17 protein-coding genes are annotated in these 20,631 nt (G+C 68.9%); 5 read left to right on the top strand and 12 right to left on the bottom strand.

Features of this window, described 5'->3' with window-relative positions:
- Positions 1-45: 45 nt before the first annotated feature.
- The 3 genes from C7H84_RS18890 to C7H84_RS18880 form a co-directional block, all read right to left on the bottom strand.
- Positions 46-1,080, bottom strand: a complete 1,035-nt coding sequence (locus C7H84_RS18890) for a helix-turn-helix domain-containing protein (protein ID WP_121860207.1) — start codon at positions 1,078-1,080, stop codon at positions 46-48.
- A 216-nt stretch (positions 1,081-1,296) separates the two neighbouring features.
- On the bottom strand, positions 1,297-1,839 hold the full coding sequence (locus C7H84_RS18885) for a hypothetical protein (RefSeq protein WP_121860366.1): 543 nt from the start codon (positions 1,837-1,839) through the stop codon (positions 1,297-1,299).
- A 265-nt stretch (positions 1,840-2,104) separates the two neighbouring features.
- Positions 2,105-3,631, bottom strand: a complete 1,527-nt coding sequence (locus C7H84_RS18880) for an aldehyde dehydrogenase family protein (RefSeq protein ID WP_121860206.1) — start codon at positions 3,629-3,631, stop codon at positions 2,105-2,107.
- 335 nt (positions 3,632-3,966) lie between these two features.
- On the opposite strand from C7H84_RS18880, the gene C7H84_RS18875 reads away from it, so the two are divergent.
- Positions 3,967-4,377 (top strand): pyridoxamine 5'-phosphate oxidase family protein, encoded by a 411-nt coding sequence (locus C7H84_RS18875; RefSeq protein ID WP_240462050.1) that lies wholly within the window; start codon positions 3,967-3,969, stop codon positions 4,375-4,377.
- 262 nt (positions 4,378-4,639) lie between these two features.
- On the opposite strand, the gene C7H84_RS18870 is transcribed toward C7H84_RS18875, so the two are convergent.
- Entirely contained in the window at positions 4,640-6,256 is a 1,617-nt protein-coding gene (locus tag C7H84_RS18870) for an MFS transporter (protein ID WP_121860204.1), read from the bottom strand.
- 151 nt (positions 6,257-6,407) lie between these two features.
- On the opposite strand from C7H84_RS18870, the gene C7H84_RS18865 reads away from it, so the two are divergent.
- Positions 6,408-7,292 (top strand): LysR family transcriptional regulator, encoded by an 885-nt coding sequence (locus C7H84_RS18865; RefSeq protein ID WP_121860203.1) that lies wholly within the window; start codon positions 6,408-6,410, stop codon positions 7,290-7,292.
- Between the two features lie 39 nt (positions 7,293-7,331).
- Here the strand turns inward: C7H84_RS18865 and eutC are convergent, their stop codons facing one another.
- From eutC to C7H84_RS18840, 4 genes are all read right to left on the bottom strand, one after another.
- The gene (gene eutC / locus C7H84_RS18860; protein WP_121860202.1) at positions 7,332-8,126 is read right to left on the bottom strand and encodes an ethanolamine ammonia-lyase subunit EutC; all 795 of its coding nucleotides are present in this window, start codon (positions 8,124-8,126) and stop codon (positions 7,332-7,334) included.
- Positions 8,123-9,520, bottom strand: coding sequence for an ethanolamine ammonia-lyase subunit EutB (locus C7H84_RS18855; protein WP_121860201.1), 1,398 nt, complete (start codon positions 9,518-9,520; stop codon positions 8,123-8,125). The genes eutC and C7H84_RS18855 overlap by 4 nt, the downstream gene beginning before the upstream one ends.
- Positions 9,521-9,631: 111 nt before the next feature.
- Positions 9,632-11,044, bottom strand: a complete 1,413-nt coding sequence (gene eat, locus C7H84_RS18850; RefSeq protein WP_121860200.1) for an ethanolamine permease — start codon at positions 11,042-11,044, stop codon at positions 9,632-9,634.
- A 438-nt stretch (positions 11,045-11,482) separates the two neighbouring features.
- Complete coding sequence (locus tag C7H84_RS18840) at positions 11,483-12,946, bottom strand: mechanosensitive ion channel (protein WP_121860199.1); 1,464 nt, start codon at positions 12,944-12,946, stop codon at positions 11,483-11,485.
- A 292-nt stretch (positions 12,947-13,238) separates the two neighbouring features.
- Here C7H84_RS18840 and C7H84_RS18835 point away from each other — a divergent pair, with 292 nt between their 5' ends.
- Complete coding sequence (locus C7H84_RS18835; RefSeq protein WP_121860198.1) at positions 13,239-14,117, top strand: AraC family transcriptional regulator; 879 nt, start codon at positions 13,239-13,241, stop codon at positions 14,115-14,117.
- Positions 14,118-14,149: 32 nt separating this feature from the next.
- On the opposite strand, the gene C7H84_RS18830 is transcribed toward C7H84_RS18835, so the two are convergent.
- Both C7H84_RS18830 and C7H84_RS18825 read right to left on the bottom strand, forming a co-directional pair.
- A complete protein-coding gene (locus tag C7H84_RS18830) occupies positions 14,150-14,527 on the bottom strand; it encodes a zinc ribbon domain-containing protein (RefSeq protein ID WP_121860197.1) in 378 nt (125 codons plus the stop codon).
- 10 nt (positions 14,528-14,537) lie between these two features.
- Positions 14,538-17,159, bottom strand: a complete 2,622-nt coding sequence (locus tag C7H84_RS18825; protein WP_121860196.1) for a heavy metal translocating P-type ATPase — start codon at positions 17,157-17,159, stop codon at positions 14,538-14,540.
- Positions 17,160-17,246: 87 nt separating this feature from the next.
- Between C7H84_RS18825 and cadR the strand changes: the two genes are divergently transcribed.
- Complete coding sequence (gene cadR / locus C7H84_RS18820; RefSeq protein WP_121860195.1) at positions 17,247-17,678, top strand: Cd(II)/Pb(II)-responsive transcriptional regulator; 432 nt, start codon at positions 17,247-17,249, stop codon at positions 17,676-17,678.
- A gap of 68 nt (positions 17,679-17,746) precedes the next feature.
- Positions 17,747-18,319, top strand: coding sequence for a PadR family transcriptional regulator (locus C7H84_RS18815; RefSeq protein WP_121860194.1), 573 nt, complete (start codon positions 17,747-17,749; stop codon positions 18,317-18,319).
- 25 nt (positions 18,320-18,344) lie between these two features.
- Here C7H84_RS18815 and C7H84_RS18810 read toward each other — a convergent pair whose 3' ends face one another.
- Both C7H84_RS18810 and C7H84_RS18805 read right to left on the bottom strand, forming a co-directional pair.
- A complete protein-coding gene (locus tag C7H84_RS18810) occupies positions 18,345-19,775 on the bottom strand; it encodes an FAD-binding oxidoreductase (RefSeq protein WP_121860193.1) in 1,431 nt (476 codons plus the stop codon).
- A 13-nt stretch (positions 19,776-19,788) separates the two neighbouring features.
- Positions 19,789-20,577 carry an ABC transporter substrate-binding protein gene (locus C7H84_RS18805; RefSeq protein ID WP_121860192.1) on the bottom strand — a complete coding sequence of 263 codons (789 nt, stop codon included), beginning with the start codon at positions 20,575-20,577 and terminating at the stop codon, positions 19,789-19,791.
- Positions 20,578-20,631 lie beyond the last annotated feature (54 nt).

The raw sequence follows: 20,631 nt of genomic DNA, 5'->3' as shown, positions 1-20,631 counted from the left end.
AAGACCGGAGCGCGCGGCAGCATCCACGCGCCGCCGGCGCCCTGCTCAGCCAGCGGCGACCATCGCCGCCCGCTCACGCAGCGTCTCCGACGGCCGCTTGCCGAACAGCCGCCGGTAGTCGGTCGCGAACTGGCTCAGGTGCCAGAAACCCCACGCTTCCGCGACGTCCTGCACGGACCCGGCCGCCCGCCCGCACAGGTCGCGCCGCGCGCCGTTCAGCCGCAGCGTGCGCAGATAGGTCGCCGGTGCCATGCCCAGCACGTCCTGGAAGCAGTACTGCAGCGTGCGCCGGCTCACGTGTAGCTGCTCGCACAGCTCCGGCACGCCGACCGGGCGCGTGCGATGCGCGAGCACGTACTCGCGCGCCTGCTCGACGAGCCAGCGCCGGGTCGACGGCGCGCCGCCGGCGCCGTCGTCCGTCGGTTGCGCGCACGCATCGAACAGCGCGGCCAGCACCTCGGCCTGCAACTCGTCGCGCTGCGCGTCGGGCAACGGCCCGCCCACCGCCGCGGCACCGTCGAGCCGGCCGCCGAGCAGCGCGCACAGCCGCGCGAGCCGCGTATCGCCGATCTGGATCGCGCGCTGCGTGAAGAGCCGCTCGTCGAGCGAGCGGTGTTCGACGTCCTCCGCGTAGCGGCGCAGCACGTCGCCGCGCACGACCACACCGTAGATCGAGAACTGCGCGGGCGTCAGCAATTCGAATTCGACGTTGCCGGGCCGGAACGCGAGCGCGCCGGGCCCGATGCGGCACGCGTCGACGCGCGCGGTGCCGTCGCTCGCAAGCGGGATGCCGAACCAGTACGCGTCGCCGCGCACCTCGCACGCCTGCCGCAGCAGGTGGCTGGTCGATTCTCGGAACAGCTTCATCGTGTCGAGCGGCAGCTCGGTCAACGTGCCGACGAAGCGGCCGGCCGCGAGCTGGTCGTAGGTCTGCCGCCAGCCGATCAGGTTGCGTGCCTGCTCGTCGGCGTCGTGTGCGACGCTGACCACGGCCTGGCCGGCCAGCGCGTCGTCACCCTGCGCGCTGCACCGCGTGTCCTCGGCCGTCGGCTCGTCCATGCACTCCACTCGTTGCTCCATCGTGTTCTCCTCACCTGCCCGGGGCCCCGTCCATCACGCAAGTCCCGTGCCGAACCGCGCGGCCCGGCGACAAGCCCGTCATTCCACGCTGTACGGCCGATATGCGCCATGGGGGCGCACCCGGAGGCGGCGTGGCGCGCACCGCGCGGGTGCGGGACGCGCATTGCCGGCGATCCGGCCCCCTGGTCGCTTGGTCGGTCGGCCGAACGCGACGCACTACGCGCCCGGCCGCAACCGCACGACCCGCGTGCCGCAATTGCCGTACGCCTGCGCGACCGCCAGTTCGACGATCGGGCTACCGGCGACCCAAGGCGCCGCGTCGGCTTCCGGCAGATCCGTGCGCAGCGTCGCGCGGCCGTTGATCCGGTAGCGGATGCCGCGCACGAAATCGATGAACAGCAACCCGACGCCGCTTCCGTCGCATGCGTGCGCGTCGAGCCGGTCACCGCCATCATGGATCGGCAGCGCGAAACGCAGCGTCTTCGTGTCGATCACGCGCACGACCGGCCACAGATCGCCGTTCGCATCGCGCATGCCCTGCACGATGTCGCAGGTCACGCGCGCCGGTCCGCCGCTCGTCGTACCGATGAACATGAACGGCTGCGACTCGACGAACTGGCGCACGCCGATGCTCAGCCGCGCGGTGACGACGTCGCTCATCCGCTCGGCTTCGTCGGCGACGCCGAAGCGGTGATGCGCATCGAGTTCGCCTGGGTGAAACACCGGGTGACGCGGGAAGGATCGGGGCGGTTCGGCCATGCTGCTGAATTCTGTCGGGACCATCAGGGGCGCCATGCGGCCGCAAGCTCACGAGCGACGGTCGGCGTCGTCGCGGGCACCGCGTATTGCATGCCGCAAGGCAAAAACGGCGAAGTGCCGGACGACGGCCGATCGCCGCGACCGGCCGTCCGCAACCGGCCCTCCGCAACCGGCCGTCCGCAACCGGCCGTCCGCAACCGACAACCGCGCGCCGGGCAGCGCTCCCCTGCCGCCCGGCCCGGCACTTCGCCTCCCGCTTCGGCGATCAGAAGAACCCGAGCGCCTCGGCCTGGTAGCTGACCAGCAGGCACTTCGTCTGCTGATAGTTCGACAGCGCCATCTTGTGCGTCTCGCGACCGATGCCCGACTGCTTGTAGCCGCCGAACGTCGCGTGCGCCGGATACAGGTGATAGCAGTTGGTCCACACGCGGCCGGCCTCGATCTCGCGGCCCATCCGGTACGCACGCGTGCCGTTGCGCGTCCACACGCCCGCGCCGAGCCCGTAGAACGTGTCGTTCGCGAGTTCGATCGCTTCCTGCTCGTCCTTGAACGTCATCACCGACGCGACCGGCCCGAAGATCTCTTCCTGGAACACGCGCATCTTGTTGTTGCCGAACAGCATCGTCGGCTTCACGTAGTAGCCCGTGCCGAGTTCCGCGGCCGGCGCCGTGCGCTCGCCGCCCGTCAGGCATTGCGCGCCTTCGTCGCGGCCGATGTCGATGTACGACAGGATCTTGTCGAGCTGCTGTTGCGACGCCTGCGCACCGATCATCGTCTGCAGGTCCAGCGGGTGGCCGGCCTTGATGCGTTCGACGCGAGCGACCGCCTTCTCGATGAAGCGCTCGTAGATCGATTCCTGGATCAGGATCCGCGACGGGCACGTGCACACCTCGCCCTGGTTCAGCGCGAACATCGCGAGGCCTTCGAGCGCCTTGTCGAGGAACGCGTCGTCCTGGTCGAGCACGTCCGCGAAGAAGATGTTCGGGCTCTTGCCGCCCAGTTCGACCGTCGACGGGATCAGGCTGTCGGCCGCCGCATGCAGGATGTGCTTGCCGACCGGCGTCGAGCCGGTGAACGCGATCTTCGCGATCCGCTTGCTGGTCGCGAGCGCCTCGCCCGCTTCCTTGCCGAAGCCGCTGACGATGTTGATCGTGCCGGCCGGGAACAGGTCGCCGATCAGCTCCATCAGCACCATCACCGATGCGGGCGTCTGCTCGGCCGGCTTCATCACGACGCAGCAGCCGGCCGCGAGCGCCGGCGCGAGCTTCCATGCGGCCATCAGCAGCGGGAAGTTCCACGGGATGATCTGGCCGACGACGCCGAGCGGCTCGTGGAAGTGATACGCGACGGTGTTGTCGTCGATCTCGGAGATGCCGCCTTCCTGCGCGCGGATGCAGCCCGCGAAATAGCGGAAGTGGTCGATCGCGAGCGGCAGGTCGGCCGCCATCGTTTCGCGCAGCGGCTTGCCGTTGTCGATCGTCTCGGCCACCGCGAGCAGCTTCAGGTTCTTTTCCATCCGGTCGGCGGCGGCGAGCAGCAGGTTCGAGCGCTCGGCGACCGACGTCTTGCCCCATTTGCGGCGCGCGGCGTGCGCGGCATCGAGCGCGAGCTCGATGTCGTCGGCGCCCGAACGCGGCACGCGGCAGAACGGCTTGCCGTTGATCGGCGACACGTTCTCGAAATACTCGCCCTTCACCGGCGGAACCCACTTGCCGCCGATGTAGTTGTCGTACTGCTGACGGTACGGATATTCGACGTCGAGGCCCAGTTGTTTCAGGTCAAACGGGTTCATACATGTCTCCTGTTCATCGTGCTTGTGTGAATGCAGCGCCGGTTGGATCGCGCTGCACGATTTACGCAACATGCGTGCCAAACCGCACGAAAACGGAACAGGAGCGGTGCGTCCGGCCGCCCGCCGGGGGCGGTGTCGGCGCGTCGAAAACAAGTGTGGCGATTTTGAACACCGGCGGCGGCACAGCGGCGCGGCGGGTGTTCGGATTTTTCACAGCGCACTCGACATGCGTCGCTGGGCGGCCCGCGTCGCGCTTGGCATGTCGCTTGCGTGCGCAATGCTGACCCGCACGCATCGGCCACGCGCCGACCGACACCATGAACGAACCGGCCCCCTTGAACGACGACGCCGTCGCATTCATCCGCGAACAGGCATTCGTGATCGTCGCGACCGCGAATGCGGCCGGCGACAGCGACTGCTCGTATCGCGGCCGGCAGCCGCGCGCGGACGGTTCGTTCGACCCGCTGGTCGACCTGCCCGATCGCCGCACCCTCGTGCTGCCCGACTTCGCGGGCAACAACCTGTTCAATACGATCGGCAACCTGCTCGTGAATCCGGCGATCGCGCTGCTGTTCGTCGATTTCGTCGCGCAGACGACATGGCTACTGCAAGGACGCGCGACGATCGATGAAGAGGCGGGAAGCCACGCGCACCTGTGGCCCGATGCGCGGCGTTATGTCGTCGTCGAAGTGGAAAGCGCGCATGCGCGGGCGGATGCGGCGCTGCCGCCGCTCGTGCTCGGGTGATGCGCCGCGCCATGCCAGCGTCGCGCTCACACGGACACGGATGGGCCGGTGACGCACTGCGACCGCCGGCGCAAGCCTGATAAGCCATCCGTACAGACGCACGGCGGTGCCGCGGTCGATTGAACGCGTGCCCTGCGATGCCACGCTCGACGATCATTCGCGCGCGCGGCCGATCGTCAGTGCGGGGCGCGAATAGGCGTGAATCCAGAAACGTCCGGACGCGTTACCCGCACGCGCAGACCTGCCGTCGACGGCACCGCGCTTACCGCCCATTTGCGTCCGCACACGCCGGTTCCGCGCGGCGCCGCGCCGGCGCTCCGTCACGCGGCTGCGCACCTTCATTGCCGCGCCCTTCCGCCGGCGCCGGCCGCGCCCCGAGAAACGCAAACACCACCGCCGCACACAACACCGTCACGGCCGCCAACCCGATCAGCAGCCGATCGAATGCGTGCGTATAACTCGCAAGCAGCGCCGCACGACTGACACCTGGCAACACGGCCGCCGCGCCCGCGAGATCGCCGGTCGCGAGCCGCGCGGCGGCCCGCAGCGTTGCGTCCGACGTACCGATGGCCGTCGCCGTCACCTGCCGCAAATCGGCGTGCGCGAGCGTCGCCAGCACCGCGCCGACGATCGCGAGCGCGATGCCCTCGCCCGCCACGCGCGTCGTGCTGAAAATGCCGGTCGCCATCCCCGCGCGCTCCTTCGGCACGACGCTGACCGACAGCCCGTCCATCAGCCCCCACGGCATGCCGGCGCCGATGCCGATCGCGAGCATCGGCGCGATCGCCGCCTGCCCCGCGCCACCGCGCAGCGCGACGCCCAGCCACACGAGGCCCGCGGCCGCGAGCAGCAGCCCGAGCCCCGAGATCACGCCGGCCGACAGCCAGCGGGTGAGCGTCGCCGCGACGAGCGGCACGACCAGCATCGGCGCGGAAATCGCGAGCATCAGCCAGCCCGTGTCGATTTCGCTGAAGCCATCGATGCCGATGAAGCGCAGCGGCAGCACCACGAGCAGCACGATGTAGCAGCAGCAGGTCGACACCGGCAGCACCTGCACGCCGACGAAGCGCGGAATCCGAAACAGCGACAGGTCGAGCATCGGCCGCGCGACCCGCGTCTCGATCGCGACGAATGCGCCCGCGCCGAGCGCCGCGCCGGCCAGCAGCGCGACGACGAGCGGATGCGCCCAGCCCCGCGCGGGCGCCTCGATCACGCCGAACGTGAACAGCGTGAGCGCGGCGGTGAATGCGGCGGTGCCGGGCCAGTCGAGCCCCGTGGCGTGCGGATCGCGCGACTCGTGCATGCGCGGCAGCCCGAACGCGAGCGACAACGCGCCGGCCGCCGCGCCCGTGACGAAGATCGCGCGCCAGCCGTAGTGCTCGATCAGCCAGCCGGCGAGCACGGGGCCGAACGCGAGGCCGATCCCGAACGTCGTGCCGAGCAAGCTGAACGCGCGCGTACGCGCCGCGCCGTCGAACTCCTGCGCGAGCGCGGCCGTGCCGCCGGCGAGCGCCGCGGCCGCGGCGAGGCCCTGTGCGGCGCGCAGCCAGTCGACCGCGACCATCGACGGCGCGAACGCGAGCGCGATCGACATCAGCGTGAAGCCGGCGACGCCGATCGCGAACAGGCGCTTGCGGCCGAACTGGTCGGCCAGCGCACCGGCCGCCATCAGGAAACTGCCGAACGCGAGCATGAACGCGTTGGTGATCCAGTTCATCGCGACCGGTCCACCGTGCAGGTCGCGGCCGATCGCCGGCGTCGCGACCGCGCCGCCCGAAAACGACAGCGGCAACGCGACGGCGGCCATGCAGACGGCGGCCAGCACCCACGCGCGCCGGCGCGCCGCCATCGCTGAATCGGCTGAAAACGGGTGATCCATCATCGCTCCTCGAAAAGCCGGCGCGGATGCGCCTTCAGAACGATCGAAGATAAATCCGATTCAATCTGGGAAAAACAACACAAGACTCCGGATATAACGGACTAAAATTCCTCAATCGGGGCCTTCGCGCCCCGCTCGCTCTCCTACGTCGATGGAAAACCTGAACGGCATCGCCGCGTTCGTCCGCACCGCCGAAGCGCTCAGCTTCGTCGCGGCCGGCCGCGCGCTCGGCATCTCGGCCTCCGCCGTCGGCAAGACGATCGCGCGGCTCGAGCAGTCGCTCGGCGTGCGCCTGTTCAACCGCACCACGCGGCGCGTGACGCTGACCGACGAAGGGCGCCATTTCTACGAACGCTGCCAGCGGATCCTCGAGGATTTTCGCGATGCGGAAGCGACCGTGACGGCGTCGGCGCAACGCCCGCGCGGCAAGCTGCGCGTGAGCCTGCCGGTGATCGGCTACCGGTTCCTGCTGCCGGTGCTGCCCGAATTCAGGCAGCGCTATCCGGACGTCGAACTCGATCTGGATTTCAACGACCGGATGGTCGATGTGGTCGAAGGCGGCTTCGACGCGGTGATCCGCAGCGGCCCGCTGTCGGATTCGAGCCTGATGTCGCGGCGGCTCGGCCCGTTCGGTTTCGTGCTGTGCGCGACGCCCGCGTATCTCGCGCGGGCCGGCACGCCACGGGCGCCGCACGATCTCGAAGCGCACGATTGCGTGCGCTACTGCTTCCCGACCACCGGCAAGCTGCAGGACTGGGCGCTCGCCGCCGACGACGGCACGCCGCTGAAGCTGCGCACCGCGATGACCTGCAACAACATGGAAGCGCTGCGCGGCGCGGTCATGGCCGGGCTCGGCATCGGCTACATGCCGGACTTCCTCGCGCGCGATGCGCTGGAGAGCGGCGCGCTCGTCACGGTGCTCGACGACTACCGGATCGCACCGGGGCAATTCTCGATCGTGTGGCCGTCGAGCCGGCAGTTGTCGCCGAAGCTGCGCGTGTTCGTCGATTTTCTGTGCGAGCGGTTGTTCAAGTAGCCGCCGTGCAAGCGGCCACACCTTCACGCCTACAAGCCTTCACGCCGCGCCGATCCGCTCGGCTTCCGCGTGCGGCAGCAGCGCATCGCTGTCGTCCTTCAGCCCGACACCGGTCAGCCCGAGCCGGCGCGCATGCGTCATCAGGTAATGCAGCTTGTGCGCGGCGGCGGCATGCGGCAGCCCTTCGGGGCGCACGTTCGAGATGCAGTTGCGCAGCGCGTCGTGGCAGCCGACTTTCGGCGCCCACGTGAGATACACGCCGAGGCTGTCCGGCGAACTGAGCCCCGGCCGTTCGCCGATCAGCATCGCGACGACCTGCGCGCGCAGCAGCTCGCCGATTTCGTCGCCGAGCGCGACGCGCGCCTGCGTCGCGACCACCACCGGCCCGATCCGCCAGCCGTCCGCGTCGAGCCGCGGGCACACGGCCTGCAGCAGCGGCAGCGCCTGCTTCGCGGCCGCGAACGCCGACAGCCCGTCGCCAACCACGAACACGACATCCGGCGCATCGTCGAGCGCCGCGCCGTAGCCGGCCAGCAGCCCGCGGCTGTCGTCCGACAGCTTGCGCCCGAGATCGGGCCGGCGCAGGTAGTGGTCGCGGTCGGGCGCGGCGCTCTGCACGCCGAGCGTCGGCAGCAGGCCGGCCGCCTCGATCTCGCGCCGCAGCGCGTCCACATCGAGCGGCTGGTGCACCGCGTCGCGCGCCTGCGCGTGCGACAGGTTGAATGCGAGCAGCGGCGCGGTCGGCAGGCTGTTGCCGGCGCGGCCGAGCGCGATCCGCGCGTTCGTGAACGACTTCAGCTGCGCCCACGGATTCTTCTCGACGGCGTCGCTCATGCGGAAATCCCCATCCAGTCGTTCGCCCCCGCGAGCAGCGGCACGCGCGTGCTCGCGGCGCGCAGCGCGCCGTGCGCATCGGCGATCTCCATCGTCTCCAGCCATTCCTCGAACTCGGGCGCGCGGCGCAGGCCGAGCACCTCGCGCACGTACAGCTGGTCGTGAAACGACGTGCTCTGGTAGTTCAGCATCACGTCGTCCGCGCCCGGAATCCCCATGATGAAGTTGATGCCGGCCGCACCGAGCAGCGTCAGCAGCGTGTCCATGTCGTCCTGGTCGGCTTCCGCGTGATTCGTGTAGCAGATGTCGCAGCCCATCGGCACGCCGAGCAGCTTGCCGCAGAAGTGATCCTCGAGGCCCGCGCGGATGATCTGCTTGCCGTCGTACAGGTATTCCGGCCCGATGAAGCCGACCACCGTGTTCACGAGGAACGGGTCGAACTTGCGTGCGACCGCATACGCGCGCACCTCGCAGGTCTGCTGGTCGACGCCGAAATGCGCGTTCGCCGACAGCGCGCTGCCCTGGCCCGTCTCGAAGTACATCAGGTTGTTGCCGACGGTGCCGCGCTTCAGCGACAACGCAGCTTCGTGCGCTTCGCCGAGGAGCGCGAGCGAGATTCCAAAGCTCGCGTTCGCCTTCTCGGTGCCCGCGATCGACTGGAACACGAGATCGACCGGCGCGCCCTTCTCGATCGCCGCGATCGTGTTGGTCACGTGCGTGAGCACGCACGACTGCGTCGGCACGCCGTAGCGTTCGCGGAACCCGTCGATCATCGCGAGCAGCTTCACGATCGCCGCGAGGCTGTCGGTCGCCGGGTTGATGCCGATCATCGCGTCGCCGCAGCCGTACATCAGCCCGTCGAGCATCGACGCGGCAATACCCTTCACGTCGTCGGTCGGATGGTTCGGCTGCAGCCGCACCGACATCCGGCCGGCCAGCCCGACCGTGTTGCGAAAGCGCGTGACGACGCGACGTTTGCGCGCCGCCGCGATCAGGTCCTGGTTGCGCATCAGCTTCGACACGGCCGCGACCATCTCGGGCGTGAGGCCCGGTGCGATCCGCTCGAGCGCGGCGCCGTCGGCGGCGGGCGACAGCAGCCAGTTGCGGAAGTCGCCGACGGTGAGGTGCGAGATCTCCGCGAACGCGGCCGCGTCGTGATCGTCGAGGATCAGGCGCGTGACCTCGTCGTGTTCGTAAGGAATCAGCGCTTCGTTAAGGAACGCCTTCAGCGGCACGCCCGCGAGCGCGATCTTCGCGGCGACGCGCTCCTCCTCGCTCGCCGCCGCGACGCCGGCGAGCTGGTCGCCGGAGCGCAGCGGGCTCGCCTTCGCGAGCAGCGTTTTCAGGTCCGCGAATCGGTACGTGCGCGGGCCGATCGTCTCCGTGTAGGACATCGTTCGAATCTCCTTGCCAGTCCTTGCCCATCCTTGCGAGACGGCGACGGCGCGCCCGTTCGACGGGGCGCGCCGGTTGCCGTCAAGACCCGCCGTGCGGGCTCGCCATCATCACTCCTCGAGCAGCGCGTCGCCCGGCGCGCTCGCACGCTGCGAACGGGTCGCGAGGAAGTACGCGTAGCCGAGCGCGAGGAACGCGACGAACACCATCGCCACCAGCCCGTTGAAGTACACCATCGTCCCGAGGCAAATCAGGGCCGCAACGATCGCGAATGCCGGGAAGAACGGGTACAGCGGCGCGCGGAACGGCCGCGCCATGTTCCGCTGCGAGCGGCGCAGCTTGAACAGCGCCGCCATGCTTACGATATACATCACGATCGCGCCGAACACCGACATCGTCACGATGTTTGCGGTGAGCGTCTGGCCGCCGAACTGGATCAGCTCGTCGCTGTAGATCGCCGCGATCCCGACCACGCCGCCCGCGAGAATCGCGCGATGCGGCGTCTTGAAGCGCGGATGCACCTTGCCGAGCCATTCGGGCAGGTAGCCTTCGCGAGCCAGCGCGAAGATCTGGCGCGAATAGCCGAGGATGATCCCGTGGAACGACGCGACCAGCCCGAACAGCCCCAGCCACACCAGCATGTGCATCCAGCCGCTGTTCGCGCCGACGATGTACTTCATCGCCTGAGGCAGCGGGTCGTTGATGTTCGCGAGCTTGGTCCAGTCGCCCGCGCCGCCGGCGAACACCATCACGCCGATCGCGAGTATGACGAGGGTCAGGATGCCGGCCACGTACGCGATCGGAATCGAGCGTTTCGGGTTCTTCGCTTCCTCGGCGGCCATCGCGACGCCTTCGATCGCGAGGAAGAACCAGATCGCGAACGGGATCGCCGCGAACATCCCGTGGAATGCGCCGACGCTGAAATGATCGGCGCCCGACCAGCCGCCCTTCGTGAAGTTGCTCCACGCGAAGCCCGGCGATACGACGCCCATGAACACCAGTAGCTCGAAGATCGCGAACAGCGTGACGACCAGCTCGAACGTCGCGGCGATCTGCACGCCGACGATGTTCAGCGCCATGAATACGAGATACGCGCCCATCGCCGCGTGTTTCGGTTCGAGCCCCGGAAACTGCACGTGCAGGTACGCACCGATCGCGAGCGCGATCGCGGGCGGCGCGAACACGAACTCGACCAGCGTCGCCGCGCCGGCCAGATAGCCGCCCGCCGGGCCGAAGGCACGGCGCGCGTACGCGAACGGGCCGCCCGCGTGCGGGATCGACGTCGTGAGTTCGGTGAAGCTGAAGATGAAGGTGGTGTACATCGCCGCGACGAACAGCGCGGTGATGACGAAACCCAACGTGCCGGCGCTGGCCCAGCCGTAGCTCCAGCCGAAGTATTCGCCGGAAATCACGAGGCCGACCGCGATACCCCACAGTTGCCAGGTCCCGAGCGTCTGCTGCAACGCGGGCTGGCCGGACGACTTGGCGCCGGCTGCGGGCCGGCCATTCGACTCTGCTTTCATCGGATTCTCCTGAAAGGCGCCGGCCTGTCGGCCCGCACGACTGAGAATCGATGCTAGAGAGTCATTAAACGACGTGTTATCGAAATTCGGCAAAGATGACGGCCGACGTTTCGCTGAGGGTAATGGCGGGTGCGGTCTGCGGTCTGCGGTCTGCGGTCTGCGGTCTGCGGTCTGCGGTCTGCGGTCTGCGGTCTGCGGTCTGCGGGTGCGCTCGCGGTTGCGGTTGCGGTTGCGGTTGCGGTTGCGCTCGCGGTTGCGGTTGCGGTTGCGGTTGCGGTTGCGGTTGCGGTTGCGGTCGGCGGTCGGCCGTGTGCCGTGTGCCGTCTTCGTCAGCCGCCTGCGGCCGTACGGCCTGGTCTGCAGCCTGCGCTCCGCCCCCAACCGTCATGTGCTGCCCGGCCGCACGAGGCGGCCGGTAGGCCAACGCGCAACTGCCCCTTACAGATCGCCGCTGCGCTGGTTGAACCAGCGGTCGAGCAGCTTGCCGGCTGCTTCCCGGCCGCCGAGGCCGAACGACAGCGCGACTGCCACCGCGATCGCACCGAGCACGAGGCCGAACGCGAGCTGCACGATCTCGTTGGCGATGCCCATCGCACGCAGCCCCATCGCGAACACGAGGCCCAGGATCGCAAACTGCGCGATCCTCGCGAACAGCACGCTGTGTTCGCGGTCGGCCTGCTCGATCACGCGGCGCGCGAGGCCCGCGAGCCACACGCCAATCACGAGGATCACGCCGCCCATCAGCACGTGGCCGCCGAACTCGATGAACAGCGTGACGACGTCGCGCACCTGCGTGAAGCCGAGCCGGTTCGCGGCCTCGACCGACGCGAACAGCATCGCGAAGAACACGATCAGCCGCGCGACCAGCACCGAAGGCTGCAGGATCCCCGAGAACACGCGCTCGACGCCGAGCACGGCCGGCAGCCCGTCGACGCCGGCGGCTTCCAGCAGCCGCTGCGCGAGCGACGCGACGAAGCGCGCGAAATAGAACGTGACGAGCACGATCACGATCGCCGCGACGATGTCCGGCACCGCGCCGAGGAACTGGTTCAGCATGTTGGTCGCCGGAATCGAGATCGCGTCGATCTTCAGCGCATCGAGTGCGGAGATCAGCGTCGGCACGAACACGAACACGTAGACGATCGTGCCGATCAGGCTCGACAAACGCACCGGCGTCGGGCTGTCCAGGCGCGCGGTGAGGCGGTCCGCGCCAGCCGCGACCAGCAGATTCGTCACGAGGCCGCGCAGCACGCGGGCGACGATCCAGCCGACGAAGCCGATCACCGCGGCCGCGAAGATGTTCGGCACGATCGCGAGCAGCTTGTCGACCATGCCCTGCACCGGCGACAGCAGGCCGGACAGCGCGAACGAGCCGAGAATCGCCGGCAGGAACATCAGGATCACGAGCCAGAACAGCACGTCGCCGAGATAGCCGCTCATCGGCTGCATGCCCGCGCATTCGGACAGCGCGGTGTCGACCTTGCTCGCCCGCAGCGCGCGATTCGCGAGGCTGCGCAGCAGCGACGCGATGAGCCACGCGATCAGCGTCAGCGCCGCGCCGCCGATCAGGTTCGGCAGGTAGTTGACGATGTGCGTGACGAGCAGCGAGAACGGATTGGAGACCGCGTACAGGTTGAGCACGTTGAAGATGCCCACCGCGGTGACGAGCAGCACGAGCCAGAACAGCCCGCCCGCGATGATGCGTTCGACGTACGCGGCCTGCCCGGTGCTTTCGCTGATCCGCTGATCGACCTTCAGCGCGTTGAGCAGCCGGAGCGCGCCGGCCCGCACCACCACGGCGATCAGCCAGCCGATCACCAGGATGCCGATCGCCCCGGCGATCTTGGGCAGGTACCCGCCTAGCGTGGTCTGCAGCGACGTGATGAAGCTGGAAGCATCCATTTCTTCTTCTCCCGAAAACGTGGCGTTGCGATTGAACATCGACGAACTACCTGCGTACTTCGAAAACCGTGCGTGCCGTAGAGCAACTTACCCGACAAAAATGACGCGATCACCCGATTTCACCGTCTTTAACTTTAGACATGAATCGACGGGGACGAGACCCAATTTCGGCGAAATAAACAGGGACTGATGTAGCGGCCGGCTGTGGCGCTACCTGGGCGCTACTTATCTCCGCAAGATTTATCAATCGGCGGCGTGCTACCGTGGCCTCCATTGCTGCTGGGGATCGCCCATGACCGTCGACACGAAAGCCGAAACGCCGGCGTGGGTCCGTTACGCGACACGTGTCGCGCGCGTTCACGACTACATCCGCACGCACCTCGACGACACGCTCGACCTGAACCGGCTCGCCGAGATCGCGTGCCTGTCGCCGTATCACTGGCAGCGCGTCTATCGCGCGCTGTACGGCGAGTCGATCGTGCTGACGGTGCGGCGGATGCGGATCGTGCGCGCGTCCGAGGATCTCGTGTGCACGGCGCTGCCGCTCGACGCGATCGCGCAGCGCGCGGGCTACGGTTCGACGCCTGCGTTCGCGCGTGCATTTCGCGATGCTTATGGCGTGCCGCCCATTCAACACCGGCGCGCCGGCGTTCACCGGCCGATCTATCCGTTACAGCGAGGAAAGGAAGACATGTTCAAGCATGAAGTCGAGATCCGGCAGCAGCCGGAACTGCGCGGGTATGCGGTGGCGCATACGGGTGCGTACCTGAAGATCGGCGACGCGTTCGGGCAGATCGGCGCGTGGGTCGGGCGGCACGGGCTGATCGGCCCCGGCGCGAAGATGATCGGGATCTACTACGACGATCCGGACACGACGCCCGAAGCGCAACTGCGCGCGAAGGCGTGCTTCGTGCCTGCCGCCGGCGCGCCGGACGTCGAGCCGGCGCCGCCGGTCGAGCGCATCACGATCGCGGGCGGCGAGCATGCGGTGTTGCTGCATACGGGGCCGTATGCGGACCTGAAAACCGCTTACCAATGGCTGTACGGCGACTGGCTGCGTCACTCGGGGCGAGAAGCCGCCGACGCGCCGCCATTCGAGTTGTATCTGAATACGCCGATGGACGCGGCACCGGCCGACCTGCGCACCGAGATTCATTTGCCGCTGCGTTGAGCGGGGAGCCTCGGGCCGTGGGCGATCGCCCCCTAACCGGCCTGCGTGCCGCAGCCCGGACAGAAGCGCGCGTCGGCGGCCAGCGCGGCGTGGCACCGGCTGCACGCCTTGCCGCGCTGCGGGACGCCGCACTGCGCGCAGAACCGCGCATCCGCCGCGTTGAGGGCGCCGCACCCGGCACACGCGAGCTGGCGCAGCGGCACATTGCTTTCGCCACCGCCCGGCGCGTCGGCTGACGGCTGCCAACCCCAGCCGTGCCGGTCGCGGCCGCGCGCATCGTGGCCGCCGTGATCGTCGCGACGCTGCCCGCCATGATGGCCGCCGCTTCCATGCGCGCTTCCATGTCCGCCGCCGTGGCCGCCTCCATGCTCACCACCGTGCCCACCCAGGATCCGTTTCAGAAAGCTCATCGCCCGCCCCTCATCGCTTCGCCGCCGCCGCGCCGTCGAACACGCCGGTCTTCGACAGCAGCCGCAACCCGTTGCCGACGACGATCAGGCTCGCGCCCGCATCGGCGAACACGGCCATCCACATCGTGCCGAGGCCCGCGACCGTGAGGCCGAGGAACACGACCTTCACGCCGAGCGCGAAGCCGATGTTCTGCACCAGCACGCGGTGGGTCGCGCGCGACAGCCGCACGAACGCGGGGATCTTGCGCAGGTCGTCGTCCATCAGCGCGACGTCGGCTGTCTCGATCGCCGTGTCGGTGCCCATCGCGCCCATCGCGAACCCGATGTCGGCGCGCGCGAGCGCCGGTGCGTCGTTGATCCCGTCGCCGACCATCCCGACCGCGCCCGCGCCGCCCGCCGACAGTTCCTCGACCGCCGCGAGCTTGTCCTCGGGCAACTGGTTGCCGCGCGCATCGTCGATACCGGCCTGCCGGGCGATCGCCTGCGCGGTGTGCGGATTGTCGCCGGTCAGCATCGCGGTGCGGATGCCGAGTGCGTGCAGGTCGGCGATCGCCGCGCGGCTGGTATCCTTGATCGTGTCGGCCACCGCGAAGATGCCGAGCACGCGCGTGTCGTCGACCAGCATCACGACGCTCTTGCCTTGCCGCTCGAGCGCGTCGAGCTTCGCCTCCAGCGCCGGCGAGCAACGTTCGAGCTCCTCGACGAGCCGGTGATTGCCGAGCCAGTAGCGTGCGCCGTCGATCGTGCCGCGCACGCCGCGCCCGACGAATGCTTCGAAGTCCTCTACATCGGCGAACGCTGCCGCCCGCGCATCGCGGGCCGCCGCGGCGATCGCCTGCGACACCGGATGATCGGAGCGCGCCGCGAGGCTCGCGCCGAGGTGACGCACGCGGGCGACGTCGACGTCCGTTGCATGCAGGTCGAAATCCGTCTGCACCGGCTTGCCGTGCGTGATCGTGCCGGTCTTGTCGAGCGCAAGCCACGCGAGCTTGCGTCCTTCTTCCAGATACACGCCGCCCTTCACGAGAATCCCGCGTCGCGCGGCGGCCGCGAGCCCCGATACGATCGTCACCGGCGTCGAGATCACCAGCGCGCACGGGCACGCGATCACGAGCAGCACCAGCGCGCGGTAGGTCCAGTCGTGCCACGCGCCGCCCGTCACGAGCGGCGGCGCCACCGCGACCAGCAGCGCGATCGCGAATACGATCGGCGTATAGACGCGCGCGAACTGGTCGACGAAGCGCTGCGTCGGCGCCTTCGCGCCCTGCGCTTCCTCGACCGCATGGATGATCCGCGCGAGCGTCGAGTTGGCGGCGACCGCCGTCACGCGATAGTCGAACGAACCCGCTTCGTTGATCGTGCCGGCGTACACGGCATCGCCGGCCGTCTTGTCGACCGGCAGGCTCTCGCCCGTGATCGGCGCCTGGTTCACCGTCGAGCGGCCCGCGACGACTTCGCCGTCCAGTCCGATCCGCTCGCCCGGCTTCACGCGCACGATCGCGCCGAGCGCGACCTGCGCGGCCTCGATCGTGCGCCACGTGCCGTCGGCGTCCTGCACGGTCGCCGTGTCCGGCGCGAGCCGCATCAGGCCCTGGATCGCGTTGCGCGCGCGATCGAGCGACTTCGCCTCGATCAGCTCGGCGATCGTGAACAGCACCATCACCATCGCCGCTTCCGGCCACTGGCCGATCGCCATCGCGCCCGTCACCGCGATGCTCATCAGTGCGTTGATGTTCAGGTTGCCGTTGCGGATCGCGATCCAGCCTTTCTTGTAGGTGGTCAGCCCGCACGCGAGCACCGCCGCAAGCGCCAGCACCGCCGACAACCACACCGGCAGGCCGGCCCAGCTCACGGCCTCGGACGCGATCGCGCCGATGCCGGCCAGCGCGAGCGGCCACCACGGCTTCGCGGGCGGCGGCGCGACGGACGCCGCCGGCGCGTCGGCCGACGCGGCTTCAGGCGTCATCCCGAGCGAGCGGATCGCGCTTTCAAGCGCCGGTTGCGCGCCCGGCACGTGATCGACGGTCAGCATCCGCTGCATCAGGTTGAATTCGAGCGCCGACACCTGCGGCATCGCGCCGAGCTTCTTGCGGATCAGCGTTTCCTCGGTCGGGCAGTCCATCTGCATGATCCGGAACGCGGAGCGCACGTGGCCCGATGCGGTCGCACGCGCGACGGGCAGCGGCGCGAGCGTCAGCGCGGCAGGTGCGCAGCAGGCGCCGGCCGCGTGGTCGTGGTCGTGGTCGTGGTCGTGGTCGTGGTCGTGGTCGTGGTCGTGGTCGCGACCAGCATGGTCATGGGACGCGTGGACGTGCGCCGTATGCCCATGCGCCGCGTGATCGTGTGAGCACGCGGCGTCGTGCACTTGCCCGTCGCCGTGCGCGTGTCCGGCAGGGTCGCCGTGGTCGGGATCGTGTGCATCGTCCGCGGCGGCGCGATCGTCGTCATGGTCATGCCCGCGCCGATGCGGCTGCGCACCGCGTGCGGCCCCGGCGCCGTGCGCGTGCTCACCGGCCGTCGGCGCCGCGTCGGCAACGGTCGCCGCCTGCGTCTCGCGCGCGCCGGCGCAGCAGGTCGCGGCGCCGTCGGCATGACGGTGTCGTGGGTCGGGGGTACGCTGCGCGTCGGTCATCACAACCTCCTTGTATGGCTTGACGGTGTAGAGTTAACACCCTGAAGCCACTACAAGGTCAAGCCTTACCTTACAAAGGAGCAAGCCATGAAGACCGGCGAACTGGCCAAGGCGGCCCGCTGCACGCCCGAAACGATCCGCTTCTACGAGAAGGAAGGGTTGATGCCGGATGCGGAGCGCACGGATTCGAACTACCGCAACTACACCGACGTGCACGTCGAACGGCTGCGCTTCATCCGCAACTGCCGCGCGCTCGACATGGCGCACGACGAGATCCGCGCGCTGCTGCGGCTCACCGACACGCCGGCCGACCCGTGCGATTCGATCAACACGCTGCTCGACGAACACATCGGCCACGTCGATGCTCGCCTCGCCGAACTGATGCATCTGCGCGACCAGCTCACCGAATTGCGCCGCCAGTGCGTCGGCGAACATTCGGTCGAGGACTGCGGCATCGTGCATGGCCTCGCCACGATGGAAACCGTCGCGCCGGCCGCGAAGCGCTCGCACCTCGGCTGAAACCCTTGTGGAATGTGATGGTCTAGTTAATACTAGTTATACTTTTACTAGACATCAACGAACTATTCATGACTACGAGCCGGCCGTCTCCGCTCGCACTCGCGGTTCTCGCGACGCTCACCGAATCGCCGATGCATCCGTACGGCATGCTGCAGCAGCTGAAGGCGCGCGGCTATGACGAAGTCGTCAACGTGCGCCAGCGCACGAGCCTCTACCAGACGATCGACCGGCTGCTGCGCGACGGGCTGATCGCCGTGCACGACACCGAGCGCGACGGCGCGTTTCCCGAACGCACGTTGTACACGCTCACCGAGGCCGGGCACACGGCCGGCCAGGCGTGGCTGCATGCGCTGCTGTCCGAGCCCGCGCGCGAGTTTCCGGCGTTCGGTGCCGGCCTCGCATTTCTGCCGCTGCTCGACGCCGAAGATGCGCGCCACCAGCTCGAGCGCCGCATCGCCGCGCTCGACATCGAACGCGAGCGTCTCGAGTCGCTGCGCAACGCCGCGCAGAACGATCAGGTGCCGCGCCTGTTCCTGCTGCAGAACGAGCATGCGCTCGTGCTGCTGAACGCGGAGCTCGACTGGGCGCGCAGCGTCGTCGAGCACCTGAAGATCGGCGCGCTGCGCTGGGTCGACGGCTGACTCATCACTCCCAGGCCCGCGCCGATCAGAGCACCTTGCCGGGATTGAGCACGCCGACCGGATCGAGCGCGGCCTTCAGGCGCCGCATCAGCGCGATCTCGGCGTCGCTGCGCGTGTGCGCGAGATACGGGCGCTTGAGCACGCCGATGCCGTGCTCCGCGGACACCGAGCCCCCCATGTCCCGTACGACCGCGTAGACGCAATCGTCGATCTCGTCCGCATCCGCGTCGCGCATGCCGGTGAGCGATACGCCGATATGCACGTTGCCGTCGCCGACATGGCCGAAGAACAGGCACACGATGTCGGGCCACCGCCCGCGCAACGCCGCTTCGCAGCGTGCGGCGAATGTGCCGAGTTCACCGGTCGGCAGGCTCACGTCGAAGTTCACCAGATGCGGCAGCGCATCGATCGCGAGGCCTTCGCGCAATGTCCACAGGTCGCGCGCCTGTCGCTCCGACGTCGCGAGCGCCGCATCGTCGACGAGGCTCGCATCGAATGCGTCCGCGAGGGCGGTTTCCAGCGCGACGCGCGCATCGCCACCCGGCGCGCTCGTCGCGCATTCGATCAGCACCGCGAAACCGCCGTCACCTGCGAACGGCGCGGCGACACCGGGCGTATGACGCGCGACGTAGTCGTAGAAGGCCGGCCACATCGCTTCGAAACTGACGATCTCCGGGAGCGCGCGCAGGCGGTTCCACAGCCCGACGACGGCATCGTAGCCGTGCACGCGGCACAACGCGGTGACTGGCTCGGCCAGCTTCGGATGCAACCGCAGCACCGCGCGCGTGACGACGCCGAGCGTGCCTTCGCTGCCGATGAACAGCTGCTTCAGGTCGTAGCCCGCGTTGTTCTTCAGCATCCGGTTCATCGACGACACGACGGTGCCGTCCGCGAGCACGGCCTCGAGCCCGAGCACCTGCTCGCGCATCATTCCGTAGCGGATCGCGCGCGTGCCGCCCGCGTTGGTCGCGAGCATGCCGCCGATCTGGCACGAGCCGCGCGCACCGAGATCGACACCGAACGTGAAGCCCGCCGCGTCTGCCGCCTCCTGCACGGTCTGCAGCGGCGTTCCGGCGCGTACCGTCATCGTGCCGGCCGCCGCATCGATCGCCTCGACGCCGGCGAAACGCTCCATCGACAGGACGATCTCGCCGCCCAGCGCGACCGCGCCGCGCGCGAGCCCGGTGAGGCCGCCCTGCGGCACGACCGGCTGCGCGAGCCGCGTGCACAGCGCGAGCGTGCGCGACACGTCGTCGACGCTGCGCGGCCGCACCAGCGCGCGCGGACGCGCGCCGGCCGGCTCGTTGTACGCGGTGAAGTAGCGCGGATCGATGTCGGCCGACCGCGTGACGAGCGCGTCACCCAGCGCGGCGACGAGCGCCGCCACGAGCGCGTCCTCCGCCGGCGCAGCGGTGCCGTGGCCGTCTTGCACGCCGGCCGTGTGCAGATTCTGCATCGCGCCGGCCCGCTTACTTCGGTGAAATGTCGATGTCGCCGAAGTACTTCTGGCCGAGCGACTTCACCGTGCCGTCCGCCTTCAGCTTGTCGATCGCCGCATCGAGCTTCGTCTTCAGCGCATCGTCGCCCTTGCGCAGGCCGAACGCGATCCCGCTGCCGAGAATTTTGTCGTCGCGCACCGGCTGGCCGACGAACGAGAAACCCTTGCCGTCCGGACGCGACAGGAAGCCGCGCTGGCCGGCCGGCGCGAGCACCAGCGTCGCGTCGAGGCGGCCCGCCACCAGATCCGCATACGCCTGGTTCTGGTCCTGGTACGCGACGACCGACACGCCGGCCGGTTCCCAATGCGCCTTCGCATAGGTTTCCTGGATCGACGCCTGCAGCACGCCGACCCGCTTGCCCTTCAGCGATTCCGGCGTCGGCAGCAGGCCGCTGCCGGTGCGCGCGATCAGCTGCGTCGGCACGCGATAGATGATCGTCGTGAAGTCGATCGCCTGGCGCCGCTGCTCGGTCGCGTTCATCGCCGAGTTGATCGCGTCGAACTTGCGGCCCTGCAGCGCGGGAATGAGCCCGTCGAACGACGTCTCGACCCACTTGCACGACAGCTTCGCGGTCTGGCAGACGGCGTTGCCGACGTCGATGTCGAAGCCCTGCAGGTCGCCGTTCGGCGCCTTCGACTCGAACGGCGGATATTGCGCCTCGAGGCCGAAACGCAGCGTCTGGCCGTCGGCCATTGCCGCGCCCGAGCCGAGCGCGCACGCGAGTGCGAACGCGAGTTTCAGGGTAGGTGCATGTTTCATCGTGATCTCCTGGCTGGTCGGTCGGCGCCGTGCGTCCGCACGAACTCCGGTCCC

It is taken from the genome of Burkholderia sp. Nafp2/4-1b (assembly GCF_003635165.1).
GTDB lineage: Bacteria > Pseudomonadota > Gammaproteobacteria > Burkholderiales > Burkholderiaceae > Burkholderia.
Note: the sequence above shows the minus strand (reverse complement) of the source record. Positions and strands in the feature narration are given on the sequence as shown.

Coding starts and splice junctions, on each gene's coding strand:
- C7H84_RS18885 (WP_121860366.1), bottom strand. CDS start 1,839: ATGGCCGAACCGCCCCGATCCTTCCCGCGTCACCCGGTGTTTCACCCA.
- cadR (WP_121860195.1), top strand. CDS start 17,247: ATGAAGACCGGCGAACTGGCCAAGGCGGCCCGCTGCACGCCCGAAACG.
- C7H84_RS18890 (WP_121860207.1), bottom strand. CDS start 1,080: ATGGAGCAACGAGTGGAGTGCATGGACGAGCCGACGGCCGAGGACACG.
- C7H84_RS18880 (WP_121860206.1), bottom strand. CDS start 3,631: ATGAACCCGTTTGACCTGAAACAACTGGGCCTCGACGTCGAATATCCG.
- C7H84_RS18815 (WP_121860194.1), top strand. CDS start 17,747: ATGACTACGAGCCGGCCGTCTCCGCTCGCACTCGCGGTTCTCGCGACG.
- eutC (WP_121860202.1), bottom strand. CDS start 8,126: ATGAGCGACGCCGTCGAGAAGAATCCGTGGGCGCAGCTGAAGTCGTTC.
- C7H84_RS18825 (WP_121860196.1), bottom strand. CDS start 17,159: ATGACCGACGCGCAGCGTACCCCCGACCCACGACACCGTCATGCCGAC.
- C7H84_RS18865 (WP_121860203.1), top strand. CDS start 6,408: ATGGAAAACCTGAACGGCATCGCCGCGTTCGTCCGCACCGCCGAAGCG.
- C7H84_RS18840 (WP_121860199.1), bottom strand. CDS start 12,946: ATGGATGCTTCCAGCTTCATCACGTCGCTGCAGACCACGCTAGGCGGG.
- C7H84_RS18855 (WP_121860201.1), bottom strand. CDS start 9,520: ATGTCCTACACGGAGACGATCGGCCCGCGCACGTACCGATTCGCGGAC.
- C7H84_RS18870 (WP_121860204.1), bottom strand. CDS start 6,256: ATGGATCACCCGTTTTCAGCCGATTCAGCGATGGCGGCGCGCCGGCGC.
- eat (WP_121860200.1), bottom strand. CDS start 11,044: ATGAAAGCAGAGTCGAATGGCCGGCCCGCAGCCGGCGCCAAGTCGTCC.
- C7H84_RS18805 (WP_121860192.1), bottom strand. CDS start 20,577: ATGAAACATGCACCTACCCTGAAACTCGCGTTCGCACTCGCGTGCGCG.
- C7H84_RS18810 (WP_121860193.1), bottom strand. CDS start 19,775: ATGCAGAATCTGCACACGGCCGGCGTGCAAGACGGCCACGGCACCGCT.
- C7H84_RS18835 (WP_121860198.1), top strand. CDS start 13,239: ATGACCGTCGACACGAAAGCCGAAACGCCGGCGTGGGTCCGTTACGCG.
- C7H84_RS18830 (WP_121860197.1), bottom strand. CDS start 14,527: ATGAGCTTTCTGAAACGGATCCTGGGTGGGCACGGTGGTGAGCATGGA.